20 protein-coding genes are annotated in these 13,921 nt (G+C 33.3%); 19 read left to right on the top strand and 1 reads right to left on the bottom strand.

All coding sequences use genetic code 11. The features are described 5' to 3' along the window. Positions 1–52: 52 nt before the first annotated feature. The 18 genes from ABD011_RS11300 (at position 53) to ABD011_RS11215 (ending at position 12,596) form a co-directional block, all read left to right on the top strand. Positions 53–1,048, top strand: coding sequence for an LLM class flavin-dependent oxidoreductase (locus ABD011_RS11300; RefSeq protein WP_343798335.1), 996 nt, complete (start codon positions 53–55; stop codon positions 1,046–1,048). Between the two features lie 124 nt (positions 1,049–1,172). Continuing rightward, the gene (locus tag ABD011_RS11295) at positions 1,173–2,399 is read left to right on the top strand and encodes a class I SAM-dependent rRNA methyltransferase (RefSeq protein ID WP_343798333.1); all 1,227 of its coding nucleotides are present in this window, start codon (positions 1,173–1,175) and stop codon (positions 2,397–2,399) included. Between the two features lie 209 nt (positions 2,400–2,608). Further along, positions 2,609–3,085, top strand: a complete 477-nt coding sequence (locus ABD011_RS11290; protein WP_129760257.1) for an Hsp20/alpha crystallin family protein — start codon at positions 2,609–2,611, stop codon at positions 3,083–3,085. A 102-nt stretch (positions 3,086–3,187) separates the two neighbouring features. Continuing rightward, positions 3,188–3,670, top strand: coding sequence for a hypothetical protein (locus tag ABD011_RS11285; RefSeq protein WP_343798331.1), 483 nt, complete (start codon positions 3,188–3,190; stop codon positions 3,668–3,670). Between the two features lie 112 nt (positions 3,671–3,782). After that, positions 3,783–4,727: an NAD(P)H-dependent flavin oxidoreductase gene (locus ABD011_RS11280; protein ID WP_131506983.1), complete on the top strand. Its 945-nt coding sequence runs from the start codon at positions 3,783–3,785 to the stop codon at positions 4,725–4,727. Positions 4,728–4,732: 5 nt separating this feature from the next. Next, complete coding sequence (locus ABD011_RS11275; RefSeq protein WP_343798329.1) at positions 4,733–5,362, top strand: YiiX/YebB-like N1pC/P60 family cysteine hydrolase; 630 nt, start codon at positions 4,733–4,735, stop codon at positions 5,360–5,362. A gap of 26 nt (positions 5,363–5,388) precedes the next feature. After that, on the top strand, positions 5,389–5,841 hold the full coding sequence (locus ABD011_RS11270; protein WP_343798327.1) for a GNAT family N-acetyltransferase: 453 nt from the start codon (positions 5,389–5,391) through the stop codon (positions 5,839–5,841). 63 nt (positions 5,842–5,904) lie between these two features. After that, on the top strand, positions 5,905–6,963 hold the full coding sequence (locus ABD011_RS11265; protein WP_343798325.1) for a bestrophin family protein: 1,059 nt from the start codon (positions 5,905–5,907) through the stop codon (positions 6,961–6,963). Between the two features lie 48 nt (positions 6,964–7,011). After that, positions 7,012–7,329 (top strand): GNAT family N-acetyltransferase, encoded by a 318-nt coding sequence (locus ABD011_RS11260; protein ID WP_343798323.1) that lies wholly within the window; start codon positions 7,012–7,014, stop codon positions 7,327–7,329. Between the two features lie 14 nt (positions 7,330–7,343). Further along, on the top strand, positions 7,344–8,231 hold the full coding sequence (locus ABD011_RS11255) for a pirin family protein (protein ID WP_262733387.1): 888 nt from the start codon (positions 7,344–7,346) through the stop codon (positions 8,229–8,231). 70 nt (positions 8,232–8,301) lie between these two features. Then, on the top strand, positions 8,302–8,694 hold the full coding sequence (locus tag ABD011_RS11250) for an OsmC family protein (RefSeq protein ID WP_131506974.1): 393 nt from the start codon (positions 8,302–8,304) through the stop codon (positions 8,692–8,694). Between the two features lie 21 nt (positions 8,695–8,715). After that, complete coding sequence (locus tag ABD011_RS11245; protein ID WP_131506972.1) at positions 8,716–9,018, top strand: phosphoribosylpyrophosphate synthetase; 303 nt, start codon at positions 8,716–8,718, stop codon at positions 9,016–9,018. Positions 9,019–9,194: 176 nt separating this feature from the next. After that, positions 9,195–10,007: a hypothetical protein gene (locus tag ABD011_RS11240; protein ID WP_343798319.1), complete on the top strand. Its 813-nt coding sequence runs from the start codon at positions 9,195–9,197 to the stop codon at positions 10,005–10,007. A gap of 198 nt (positions 10,008–10,205) precedes the next feature. After that, a complete protein-coding gene (locus ABD011_RS11235; protein WP_343798317.1) occupies positions 10,206–10,775 on the top strand; it encodes a hypothetical protein in 570 nt (189 codons plus the stop codon). Positions 10,776–10,858: 83 nt separating this feature from the next. Beyond that, entirely contained in the window at positions 10,859–11,185 is a 327-nt protein-coding gene (locus tag ABD011_RS11230; RefSeq protein ID WP_343798315.1) for a hypothetical protein, read from the top strand. 103 nt (positions 11,186–11,288) lie between these two features. Continuing rightward, complete coding sequence (locus ABD011_RS11225) at positions 11,289–11,609, top strand: YtxH domain-containing protein (protein ID WP_131506962.1); 321 nt, start codon at positions 11,289–11,291, stop codon at positions 11,607–11,609. 76 nt (positions 11,610–11,685) lie between these two features. Then, positions 11,686–12,108 (top strand): META domain-containing protein, encoded by a 423-nt coding sequence (locus ABD011_RS11220; RefSeq protein ID WP_343798312.1) that lies wholly within the window; start codon positions 11,686–11,688, stop codon positions 12,106–12,108. An 11-nt stretch (positions 12,109–12,119) separates the two neighbouring features. Next, positions 12,120–12,596 (top strand): hypothetical protein, encoded by a 477-nt coding sequence (locus ABD011_RS11215; RefSeq protein WP_343798310.1) that lies wholly within the window; start codon positions 12,120–12,122, stop codon positions 12,594–12,596. 5 nt (positions 12,597–12,601) lie between these two features. On the opposite strand, the gene ABD011_RS11210 is transcribed toward ABD011_RS11215, so the two are convergent. Then, the gene (locus ABD011_RS11210) at positions 12,602–13,177 is read right to left on the bottom strand and encodes a GNAT family N-acetyltransferase (RefSeq protein ID WP_343798308.1); all 576 of its coding nucleotides are present in this window, start codon (positions 13,175–13,177) and stop codon (positions 12,602–12,604) included. Between the two features lie 167 nt (positions 13,178–13,344). Here ABD011_RS11210 and ABD011_RS11205 point away from each other — a divergent pair, with 167 nt between their 5' ends. Further along, a complete protein-coding gene (locus tag ABD011_RS11205) occupies positions 13,345–13,908 on the top strand; it encodes a TetR/AcrR family transcriptional regulator (protein WP_343798306.1) in 564 nt (187 codons plus the stop codon). Positions 13,909–13,921 lie beyond the last annotated feature (13 nt).

Genomic DNA, 13,921 nt, shown 5'->3' with positions numbered 1-13,921 from the left:
ATTTGAAAAAGCGCAATCAGTCATGGTTGCGCTTTTTTATCCCCAAAAAAAAATGAAAACACAAATTCCTTATTCTATATTAGAATTGGCCACTGTAGCAGAAAATACTACCATTCAAGATACTTTTGCTAACAGTTTAGATTTGGCACAACAAGCTGAAAAAATGGGATATCATCGTTTTTGGCTTGCCGAACATCATAATATGAAAAGTATTGCAAGTTCAGCAACTTCAGTGTTAATTGGCCACATTGCAGGAGGCACAGAAAAAATACGTGTAGGTTCTGGTGGTATTATGTTGCCTAATCATTCACCACTAATTGTTGCAGAACAGTTTGGTACTTTAGGTAACTTATATCCTAATCGAATTGATTTGGGTTTAGGTCGTGCTCCAGGAACCGATCAGGAAACAGCTCAAGCTATTAGGTCTGATAGAATGACAGCTGTATATCAATTTCCTGATGAAGTGAGTCGAATTCAGAATTTTTTCACAAGTTCTTACAGAGGTAAAGTTCGTTCATATGTTTCGGAAGGTGTAAATGTGCCGTTATATATATTGGGTTCTAGTACAGATAGTGCTTATGTTGCTGCAAAAAAAGGACTGCCTTATGTGTTTGCTAGTCACTTTGCACCAGCACAGTTAAAAGAAGCTCTAAACATTTATCGTCAAAACTTTAAGCCTTCTGCATATTTAAAAACACCCTATACTATGGCAGGAATTGGTGTAATTGCAGCCGAAACTAATGAGATGGCAGAAACGTTATCGTTATCAATGTATCAAATGATTTTGGGTGTACTTACAGGAAATATCGATTATGTAAAAGCTCCAAGTGTTATAACACCAGAATTGCGAGATGTTATTAACCATCCTAAAGTACAGCAAATGACACAGTATAGTTTTATAGGAGATAAGGCTACTGTAAAATCTAAAACAAAGCAATTTTTAGAAGATACCAAAGTAGATGAGTTAATTGCTGTTTCGCATATTTACGACCATCAAGATAGGGTTGCGTCATATCGTATTTTTTCTGAAATCATGCAGGAGTTATAAGGTTTTTATTTTATGGGTTTATCTAGGGAATTTTACTAAACTCAACACATATTATGTAGAAAACAATCATCTGTTTGGTTGTTTTTTTTATTTTCAAACACTTACTTTTATATAAAAATTACACATGTCATTTTCACCAAAAATTCAATCAACGTATCAACCTAAACGGTTAGCTGTAAAACTCACAGCAAAAGGCGAGCAGTTTGTTTTAAACGCGCATCCTTGGGTATTTTCTAACAGTATTGTTAAGATAAATGACGACGCAAAATCAGGTGATTTGGCAATTGTTTTCAATAAGAATAAAAATAAAGTTATTGGTTTAGGCTTGTACGATGCGTCATCACCAATTCGTATTAAAATGCTACATAGTGGCATGGAAAAAGCTGAAATTAATGCAGCGTTTTTTAAGCACAAGATTGATACAGCTTTTGAAAAACGATTGGATTTGTTACAAACTAAAACCAATAGCTACCGTTTATTATTTGGAGAAAATGATGGTTTTCCAGGTTTAATTGCAGATGTGTATGCATCTGTTTTGGTCGTTAAACTATATTCTGAAATTTGGTTACCCTATTTAGCAACCATATTGCCAATGCTTCAAGAAACAGCACAAGCCAAAACGGTTGTCATTAGATTAAGTCGTGGATTACAAAACTCAAAAGCGCATCAACTAAAAGATGGCGATGTAGTTTTTGGAACGTTAGAAAATGAAGTCATTCAGTTTGTAGAGCATGGTGTAAATTTTTCGGCAAACGTTATCAAAGGTCATAAAACGGGTTATTTTTTAGATCATCGCGAAAATCGAAAACGCGTAGGTGAGTTGAGTCAAGGTAAAACAGTGTTAGACGTATTTTCGTATGCTGGCGGATTTTCGGTGCATGCTTTGGCTAATGATGCTACAGAAGTAACAAGTTTAGATATTAGTGAGCAAGCACTAGAAATTGCTATTGAAAACGGAAAGCTAAATACCTACTCTGGGATTCATAAAACCATTGCAGGCGATGCTTTTGACGAAATGCAAAAACTGATTAATGTAGGTAAAACCTTTGATGTAGTAGTGATAGATCCTCCAAGTTTTGCCAAGCAAGAATCAGAAATAGCATTAGCCAAGAAAAAGTATGCGCAATTAGCTGCTTTAGGAGAACAGCTAACAGCTAAAAAGGGTATGTTAGTATTAGCTTCGTGTTCGTCAAGAGTTCAGTATCAAGCCTTTTTTGATATTAATTCGCAAGCTTTAAAACAAGCAGGTAGACCATTTCAATTACAGTTAAAAACACAACACGATAGCGATCATCCAATTGGATTTCCAGAAGGCGCTTACTTAAAATGTGGTTACTATAAGCTTGGGTAGTTCATTACAGACTAACTAATTATTAGCATGTTTAAAATGTCAAATTGACAATTTTTTTGTGTATAAAGCTTTTTAGATCAGTTGGTTTGGTAAATGAAATGTTAAAATAAATGACAAAGATTCATTTTGGTATTTTTTTTGAAATATAGTATCATGAAATCAGATTAGATTTCAAATTTGAAATAATGTTTAACTTAAATTTTTTAATTATGAGCAATTTAGTAACTGTTCCAAAAAATGGAAGTTTAGCAACTACAAATTCAAATTTAAACTTCCCAACATGGTCTAATTGGTTAGATGATTTATTTAATAGAGAATTACCTTCGGTTTTCACTTCCAACTTTAATACAGGAATTACCTTACCAAAGGTAAATATTAAAGAAACAGCAGACGCTTATTATGTTGAAATGGCTGTTCCAGGACTTAAAAAATCAGATTTCCAAATAGATTTAGACAATCAAGTTTTATCAATATCTACTGAAGTAAAGCAAGAAAATGAACAAAAAGAAGCGAATTACACGCGTAGAGAGTTTGGTTACTCATCATTTAAACGCACCTTCACATTACCTGAAACAGTAGATGAGGATAAAATCCAAGCAAGCTACACAGAAGGTATTTTAAATATTCATTTACCTAAAAAAGAAGAAGCCAAACAAAAACCGGCTAGGACTATTAAAATATCTTAAGTGTTTTTTCTAGAGTTTTAATACAATATTCAAGAAGAGGTTCATAGACAATCTCTTCTTGAATTTAATACAGTTTTGTTTAACTTTTTAAGGCTTTTAGTTATGAAGAAGTATATGTTTTTACTCGTGTTATTTTCATGGTGTGTAAGTTGTAATGGACAAAATTCAGAAGAGAAAAAAGAGTTAAGCAACTTAAAAGAGCATGTTAATAATGATAAACCAAAAGGCAGCTGGAAGGTAGATAAAGAGTTTGATGAACACGGAAACTTAATTAAGTATGATAGCATTTATTCATGGTCTTCTAGTAGCCATTTAAATAATTTGTCTTCTTTAGACAGAGATAGTATAATAGAATCTTTTAAATCAAAATTTCATTCTAGCTTTTCAAAATTTAATGATGATAATTTTGGTGCTATTTTTTCTCAAGATTCACTTTTTAACCAACGCTTTTTCAACGATACTTTTTTTGATAGTAACTTTGGAAAGGATTTAATGGAGTTAGATAAGTTAAGGGAACAGATGATAGCTAGACAAAAAGAATTTCTTAAAAATTACTATCCACAGATTATCAGTCCAGAAAAATAAGAACTTAACCAATAGGGTGTTTTTTTTCTTTGGCTTGCTTTTAGAATTCACTTAAAATATTATGCATGCATAGTAAAAATATAGTATATTTGTTAGACAAAATATACAAACAATGAGCACAAAGCTAACAGAGTTATTAGATATAAAACACCCTATTATTATGGCGCCAATGTTTTTGGTGTCTAATGTAGCAATGGTTAAAGAAGCTATGAAATGTGGTATTGCAGGTTGTATTCCAGCATTGAACTACAGAACTTTAGAGGAGTTACGTGCTGCAATTAAAGAGTTAAAAGCAGCAAAAGTAGAAGGCGGTTCGTTTGGGTTTAATTTGATAGTTAATAAATCTAATCCTAAAGCTAAAGACCAACTGCGTGTATTGTGCGAAGAAGGTTGCGATTTTATTTTAACCTCATTAGGAAGTCCTGAAGAAACCATCAATCAAGCACATGCTGTAGGAATTAAAGTTTTTTGTGATATAACCGATTTAAAATTCGGTCAAAAAGTGGAAAGTTTAGGTGCTGATGCTGTTGTGGCTGTAAATAATCAAGCAGGTGGACATCGCGGAAATATAGACCCACAAGCACTTATAAAAACGCTAAACGATAATTTATCTATTCCTGTTATTTCAGCAGGTGGAGTAGGAACCAAAGCCGATGTTGATACTATGTTAGCTTATGGAGCTGCAGGTGTTTCAGTTGGTAGTCCGTTTATTGCTTCAGAAGAGGCAGGAGTTACTAATGAGTACAAACAAGCTTGTGTAGATTATGGTGCTGATGATATTGTTATGACCGAACGTATTTCAGGAACACCTTGTACAGTAATTAATACACCTTATGTAAAAAAAATAGGCACCAAATCACCTTGGTTAGAACGTATGCTTAACAAAAACCGAAAGCTTAAAAAATGGGTAAAAATGGTCCGTTTTTATATTGGCATGAAAGCCACTGAAAAAGCAGCACAACAAGCCACTTATAAAACGGTTTGGGTTGCAGGACCAAGTATAGAACATACCAACGCTATTTTACCTGTTAAAGACATTGTAAGTAAATTAATTTAGAAGTATTGAAACGGTTAAGCTTTCTAGTTCTCATTTTAAGTGTTGTTTTTGCGTGTAGTGATTCAAACAAAATACAATCAGGAGATATTGTTTTTAGAAGTGCAACAAGCAGTTCGCTCTCTGAAGCAATTAATAATGTAACACAAACTCAAAAAGCAACAAACTATAGCCACATTGGTGTTTGTGATGTGGTAGAGGGTACAGTTTACATTTATCATTCCGATTTAGGTAAAGGTGTCGTTCACGAATCTCTTGAAGCCTTTATGAATTCAGCTGATAGTGTAAAATATGTTGCTGATTTTTACAGAATTAAAAACATAACTTCAAATCAGGTTGAAAATGCGCTCAATCGTGCCAAAACATTTTTGGGCCAACCTTATAACACCACATATATTTTAGAAGACAACGGACTCTATTGTTCAGAATATATCTACGAAGTGTTTAAAGAAGACACTATTTTTGAGCTAGAGCCTATGACTTTTAAAAACCCTGAAACCAAAGTATTTCACGAAGGTTGGATTAAGCATTATAAAGAATTAGGTATTGAAATTCCTGAAGGAAAACTAGGTTGTAACCCTAATGGAATGGCAAACAGCAAACATTTAGAGTTTGTAAAAAGTTTAACAACCAATTAATAACAAAAGTTTTGTAGCTTTAAAGTATGGAAATCACTCTAAAGTATACAGACGCTTCACATTCAGACTTTATAACATTAGTCAGTCATTTAGATGCCGACTTAAAAATTCGTGATGGTGACGACCACGAGTTTTACAATCAGTTTAATAGTATCGAAGCCTTAAAACATTGCATTGTAGCTTATCATGGTAATCATGCAGTAGGTTGTGGCGCCATAAAACCTTTAGATGATACCTCAATGGAAGTAAAACGAATGTTTGTATTTCCAGAACAACGCGGTAAAGGGATTGCTACTACAATTTTAAAAGCTCTAGAACAATGGACCAAAACATTGGGTTATACCTCTTGCAAGCTAGAAACAGGAATTAAACAACCAGAGGCCATTGCACTCTACAAACGCAACGGTTATAACATCATTTCTAATTACGGTCAATACGCAGGAGTAGAAAATAGCGTGTGTTTTGAGAAGCAAGTATAACGCATAATTGCTTTTTTGAATTGAGAACACTAAATTAGTTAACACGTAATTTAATCCTATTCTATGTATACAAAAAAAGTTTTCGGCATTAAAGACATGGCGATGTGGACGCGCTATGAAACCATTGTATTTTTAATAATAGCAATTATTGAGGTGGCACTATTTGTATGGAGTGACCAAGTCATTCAATTTCCATTTACACCTGTTGCACTTATTGGTACAGCAGTAGCATTTATCATAGGTTTTCAGAGTAATTCGGCTTATGGTCGTATTTGGGAAGCTAGACAAATTTGGGGAGCAATTGTCAATTCGTCTAGAACATTTGGTATGATGGCTCAAGATTTTATCACTAATGAGCATACTAAAAACCCAATTTCAGAAGAAGAACTCCAAAACGAACGTAAAATAGTTATCCATAGACACATTGCTTGGTTAACCGCTTTACGCTATTCTATGAGGCAATCAAAACCTTGGGAATATGTTATGCGAGAACACACCAATAAAGAATGGGCAAAAAAGATATATGTTCCAGAATTTAACGAAGACTTTGATGCTACGATAAAAAACTATCTTACAGAAGACGATTTTAAATACCTTTCCAATAAAGGCAACAAGCAAACCGCAGTACTATATTTACAATCTAACCATTTGCGTCAATTAAAAGAACGTGGACTCATTTGGGAATTCTCATTTTTAGAGTTAGAAAACGTAATAGAAGAATTATTTACACACCAAGGAAAATCTGAACGTATTAAAAACTTCCCATATCCAAGGCAGTTTGCCTCGTTAATGCATTATTTCACATGGATTTTCTTGTTGATTTTACCTTTAGCAATGGCATCACAGTTTGGTGAAATAGCAGTAAAAATTTCAGATAAAATAGGGTCTTGTCCAGATTGGATTATCTGGTTGTCAGTTCCGTTTTCAATGGCAGTAATGTGGGTATTCCATACCATGAATAGAATAGGACGTGTTGGTGAAAATCCGTTTGAAGGTTCAGCAAACGATGTGCCTATTTCAACCATAGCAAGAGGCATTGAAATTGATATGCGCCAAAATTTAGGCGAACCAAAAGAGGACATTCCAGCACCTTTTGAAGTTAGAAACCACACGCAAATGTAAACCAAAAAGCAGCTTAAAAATGAGCTGCTTTTTTTATATCTTTAAGAAATGAGAGAAGACTTTAAAACTATTCCGTTAGTAAAAAATGAAACCCAAAAACGTTTCGAGATAGAGGTAGATGGTCATTTTGCTTTTATCAATTATGGCGAATTTGGTAATCAAATCGCATTAGTACATACCGAAGTTCCAGAAGCATTAAGTGGTAGAGGTGTAGCAGCAGTTTTGGTTGAGAAAACCTTAAACTACCTAGAAGCACAAGGCAATTCACTTTTACCATTTTGTCCGTATGTATTTGCCTATATCAAAAAACATCCAGAATGGAAACGTATAGTAAACCCAAAATTTAAGGGTTATGATAAACTTTAAACACAACAAAAAATATGTCTAATACCAAATTAATAATTGAAGAACGCGCAGCTAACATAGGCAATTTTATTGTTGGTAGATTGTTACCCTTTCGTCAAAAACGAATGGTAGGACCATTCATTTTTATTGACCACATGGGTCCAGCTTGTATGAGCGACCAAGATAATATGGATATTGCTATGCATCCGCATATTGGTTTGTCTACCTTAACCTTTTTGTTTGAAGGTGCTGTAATGCATCGTGATAGTTTAGGAACTGCTATGGAAATTACTCCTGGAGCTGTAAACTGGATGACCGCAGGAAAAGGCGTTGTACATACCGAGCGTACACCAGACCGTTTACGAGATTCTAAAAAAATGCTTCATGGGTTACAAATTTGGGTGGCTTTACCAAAAGCCGATGAGCAATGCGAACCATCGTTTACACACGTTTCTGCAAACGACATTCCTAGTTGGACAGACAACAACGTGCAATTTAAACTCATAGCAGGTAAAGCCTTTGGTAAACAGTCGCCTGTGCCAGTGTATAGTCCGTTGTATTTTATCGAAATTAAAACAACCGAAACCAAAACCATTTCCATTGGCGAACATTTATTTGGCGAAAGCGCGCTTTACATTCTAGAAGGTAGCATTACTAGCGATGGTCATACCTATGGACCTAAACAACTTTTGGTAGCTAAAGACGCGACACTTTGTGCTTTTGAAATTGAAGCCAATTCAACCGTGTATATTTTTGGTGGTGATGCTTTTCCAGAAGAACGTTTTATTGAGTGGAATTTTGTGGCTTCAGACAAAGCGCTTATTGAAAAAGCCAAACAAGATTGGAAGGACAACAAATTTCCGAGTGTACCAACCGAAACCGTTCGTATTCCATTACCAGAACCAAAACGTTTTGGAGGATGATATTTTCATTGAAAATGAAATCGAAGATGAAATTTAAGTTGAATTACATTAATAATACCAATAAACAATAATGAAAACTGTATCAGCTGCCATTGGCACACAACTTTATAAAACCGAAATTCAAGCTAAAAATCATATTATAACTGCCGATGAGCCAGAATCGGTTGGCGGACAAAATTTAGGCTTAACACCAACCGAGTTGTTAGAGTCGTCATTAGCTGCATGTTCTGCTATGACTATCAGGATGTATGCCAATAGAAAGGAATGGGATTTACAACAAGTAATTGTAAATGTTGGTTTTAAACGCAATATAACCACACAAACGGTAACCTTTAAAAAGGAGATTGAGCTCATTGGTAACCTTGATGATGAACAACGCCAAAAACTCTTACAAATGGGTTCAAAGTGTCCTATTGAAAAAATGATTACAGGTGAGATTGTTGTTGAGTCTGCGTTAAAATAACACAAGTTAAAACATAAAATTATGAGAGATTTTGAAACCTTAAGTCAAGCTATGAACGCACTACGCGAAGAAGGCTATGTTGAAGACTTTAACCTTAAGCAAAACTGTATTGAGTGTAGAAATGGTGAGTATACAGTATTTCATAATGAGTTTGAAATAGACGAGTACTTCCGTTTTGAAGGCATGAGCGATCCAGGAGATAATAGTATACTGTATGCCATTTCATCAGAAAAGTATGGTTTAAAAGGACAATTGGTAAACGGTTATGGTATTTATACCGAACCTATTACCAACGAAATGCTACAAAAGCTTAAGATGGATTAAAGCTGTTTTTTATAGCACTTTTGTTAATAACTGTTTACAAGTTAAAAGTCTAAGGTGTTGGTTTTAAGGTGTTAAAAAATTAACTTCGCTTAACGGTAGATATGGATATTAAAACTATACATATCCTTTTAAAGTTGTGTGTAAGTTTGACGGACGGTACGAAAAAAAAAGAAAAATTGAACAAAAAACAAAAGTGTAAACATATTGAATGTGACATAGAAACTGAAGGCTATTTAGGTTACTGTCAATTTCACTTTTCTGGAGGTGTTCTTGGTAATGGAGAAACTTACGAACAATATGAGATTATTGAACAAGATTTTATAGATTTTATTAAAATTGTTCCAATTAATGAAACTGAACATTTAAAAGTTCATTCACCTATTTTAAGAGATATTATAATCAGATGTTGCGTTCAGATAGAAGTTTTCTTTAAAGAATGGGCTAAATATATTTGCTCTGAACATAACGATATAGAATTATTTACTTTATATCACGAAAAGTATAGAAAAACACAAGAATTTAAAAAAGCAAGAAACTGGAACTTTAGGAACTATTTTATAATAAAAGATACTTATATAAAGTCAAAGCCTTTATTTGTAAGACCAATGGAAAAAAACATTGAGCCTTTTGATTCTTGGATTACAGAAGAAAAAATCCCTGACTGGTGGAACGCATACAATGCTATCAAACATGATGGTTTAAACAGTAAAAAAATGGCGAACTTACAAAATGCCTTAGATTCATTAGGTGCTTTATTCACTTTACATTGTGCAAATAATTATTCCAAAGCATACTTAAAGGAATTTTCAAGTCCAAAAATAATTAATAAATTAGGAAAACTAAGTGTTAGCTTTGGACAAATAACTACACCTTTAGACTCGAAAAAGTATTTATTTAAAGATGTCTATAGTAATTTCGGAAGTGGAATTGAAATAGAAACAAGCAGTAAGTTTAGAGACAGAGCACGTGGAAAAGATAAAAGTGTATAAAAACCTACACACAACAATGTATAAAATTAATTGCTTGTTTCTAGCCTACTTCTGAAAACCCTCACCTTGAATTACAACTCATTTCTGTTAAACTTTTTTTTAAATTAAAAGACTATTAACAACAAACAGCAACAATTTTAAATAGATATAGATATTGATTATTAAAGCAATCTATATTTTTATAAAGTTGATTTTAATATGAAAAAACTAGTAATCATATTATTTCTGGGACTTCTTTCATGTAAAACAGAAAAAAATATTTCATCTAAAAAATGTTATGAAAGTGAACAACGGGATGTTTTGGAGAATTCAGTTCGATTGTTTGAACTTAAATTAAAAAAACAATATCCTGAGCTTTCCAATGAAGCAGCTTATTTTGAATTTATTTCTGATTGGAGTGACAAAAAACTGTCAGTAGATTTTTTTAAAGATTCACTGGAATTAAAAATCCGTAATCTGAATTTATGGACAGAGTCCAATCGCTCGGGAAAAGACATGGAGTTGGAAAAGAGGTTATTCAATGTTGATTCAATGAATCCAATTAGGATTAAATTGAACGAACAATTTTCTAAATGTATTGCATTTTCAACAAAAGTAGAAGGGATTAGAAATTTTTTAATAGTAAATACTAAGTATCGATATAGTCCAAAACTTGCCAAGAAAAGTTTATTACATACAAGTGAATATGATTTAAAAGAGTTTGATAATAGATTAGTTATAGTTCTTGGTGTATATTATCAGACAATGTTTAACATAAAAGTACTTTAGACAGCAACTTTTATAGCTTATTGCGGCTAAACTTTTTTTAAACTAAAAAGAACATTAACTAAAAGTAACAACACTGAAAAAATATGAATAACGATAAACTTTTGAAAACGGTAAACGAGATTAAAAATTCAGACATTTATGAGAATTCTGAAAATTGGGAAGCTCGTGGACTTAACTCTTCAGACCAGCAAGTAATTGATATACTCAGAAAAGCAACTAATAACTTTCTCGATAGACTTGTCAAAATTGACAATTCAAATGAAACATCTGAAACAAAATTGAAACAGATTTCTAATCTCGTTGACGAATTGCCTTGGGACGAACTCGACACAGAAGAAAAAGAGTTTATGGCAGACACTCTAGCACCTGCAATTGAAGCGGCTGGATTCAACCCATGGAAGATATTTTAAAAAACCCATTCCTGCCTATCAGTTTGGCACACAGCTTGTTTGTAACAAAACACAATAGTTTACTACTTATAAGTAAACACGTTTAACCTTAAAAAATATAGTTATGATACATAAAGGTGCAATAGTACTAGGCGTACTTATAGGAGCAGGAGTAGGAGTGTTGCTAGCTCCAGAAAAAGGCAAAGTAACCAGAGATAAGCTTAAAAAAGAAGGTAAGGACATAAAAGACCAAATAGTAAGCGACTTTACCGAAGTAAAAGACGATGTGTCTAAAGCGGCACAATCTGGTAAAGAAAAGTTTAAAGCAGAGGCAAAGGATTTTGCATCTAAAGCCAGTTACAAAACCGAAAAAGCCATTACTTTTTTAGAAAAACAATTGGCTGTGCTTAAAGAAAAAAATAAAACCTTACAGCAAACCAGTTAATCGTTTTTTAATGTTTTGGTGACTACTGTTTACCAAAAAAAGTGTAACTTCAAGATTAATAAAACACATCTAAGACATGAAAAAACTATCTTTTGTACTACTGCTGTTAGTATTAGTGACAGCTTGTAATTCTTCAAAATCTTCAAGCGAAGATGCGTTGTATAACACACAATGGGAACTGGAGCATTTATCTGGTCCGCGAATCGCTTTTGAGGGTCTTTTTCCTGATAAGAAACCACAAATAACATTTAATAAAGAAGACCAAAAAGTCACTGGTAACAGTGGTTGTAATGGGTATTCGGCTGGTGTTACTATTGATGGTAATAGTATTTCTTTTGGCGAACCAGGACCTGCAACAATGATGTATTGTGGTGAAGGTGAAAACCATTTTAAAAATATTATTAAAAAAGTAAATGCTTATACAATTGATGAGGAAGGTAAACTGCATTTGTTGATAGACGATGTCACAATGATGCGATTTAAAAGCGTAACACCTTAACTTATTAAGCAATGAAACAAATCGTTTTAATAGTATGTGCTATACTAAGCTTAAGTAGCTGTAAAGACAATAAAGACACTACAAAAGAGGTAATACACGATGTTAAAGAGGTTATTGCAAATGAAGAAACACTAACCGCTTTGGTAGAGTTGGGTTGCTTTGAGTATAGTAAAGACAATAACAAGGTAAGGTTTAAAATCACCAATATTTTAGAAGATAGTATTACAGGAACTTTAAGTTATGCCTATGCTGAAAAAGATGCAAACCAAGGTGTTTTTAAAGGAACTTTAAACCATGATAAACTTATAGGAACTTATACATTTACTTCAGAAGGTGTTGAAAGTAAGCGTGAAGTTGCATTTAAGGTCAATGATTCTGTTTTAATTGAAGGCTATGGAGAATTAAACGACTCTGGAACAGCGTTTCAAGACAGAGCAACTATTAAATACACGTCTACAATGCCATTGGTAAGAACTACGTGTGAGTAACAACTTTAATTAAATTCTTTAAAAATGGTCAACTTTATAGTTGGCCATTCGTCTTTTAAAATACCATAGCAGCAGGTATTACGTCGAAAACCATCTTTTAAAACGACATCGCGTCGAAGAATGCCTTCAAGCGTAGCACCAAGTTTTTCTACAGCTTTCCTAGAACGTATGTTGCGCTCATCTATCCTGAATTCTACTTTTTCAAAAGCTAAAGTTTCAAAGGCATATTGCAGCATTAAAAACTTCATGTTGGTATTGAGTCCGCTACCTTGAAACTCGCGTCCTATCCAAGTCCAACCAATATGCAGTGTTTTATTGTCCCAGTTGATGTGACCAAAGCGTGTGCTACCAGCAAATTTCTGTTCTTGTTTATCGTAGATAATAAACGGAATAATGGTTTTATGGTAAAATCCATCAACAGCAGTTTGCACGTAGTTTTTTAGCTTTTCAGGAGAAGAAATATCGCTAGGCGAATAGGCAATTAAGTCTTTTTCGTTAGCGACCTCTTGTAACTTTTTATAATTGCTTAAACCCAGTAAGGTTAAGCTAACACGATCGTTTTCTATTGGAGGAATATTCATGCTCTTAGTGTCTTGTGGTAACAGGTAAATGTTTCACTATAAAGATACTAGTTTTATCAATTGAATGTTACAATACACACATAAGTATTAAATAAAGGTTAATGTACTTTTTAAATTCTAACCGATTGTTTAGTTTTGTATGGTAATTTAGATGTTTATTTAGTTACATGGCAAGAAAAAAAGAATATAACGAAGATGTAGTCGTTGAAAAAGCTATGAATGTGTTTTGGCGCAATGGCTATGAAGCTACATCTATGCAAATGCTAGAAAAAGAAATGGGAATTAACAAATTTTCTATTTACTCTAGCTTTGGCAATAAACACGGTCTTTTCTTAAAAAGTTTGCAATGCTATAAAAACAAGGTAAGTGTCATTTTTGAGAAGTTTAAAAACGCTACCAATGGCGTAGATGATATTAAACAGTTTTTTTATGATTCAGTTGATTTGGAGATTAAGAATACGACTCAAAAAGGCTGTTTAGTAACGAATACGTATAATGAGTTTTGTAATAGTGAAGATGCATTGATAAAATCACAAATGGATGATTTTATGTCTAACCTCAAAGCTATTATCATTGAAAAGTTACAAACAGACAATAGCAAGTCCCAAGACACTATTTTAAAACAAGCTAATTACTTGTTATTAGCAAAACATGGACTTGCAGCAGCAGCAAGAGTAAACACAGATCAAGAGATTAAAGATTATATAGAAATGACCTTTAGCAATCTATAATCCTTTTTTTTGG

The sequence above is a fragment of the Gaetbulibacter jejuensis genome, from assembly GCF_039524015.1.
GTDB classification, from domain to species: Bacteria; Bacteroidota; Bacteroidia; order Flavobacteriales; family Flavobacteriaceae; genus Gaetbulibacter_B; species Gaetbulibacter_B jejuensis.
Note: the sequence above shows the minus strand (reverse complement) of the source record. Positions and strands in the feature narration are given on the sequence as shown.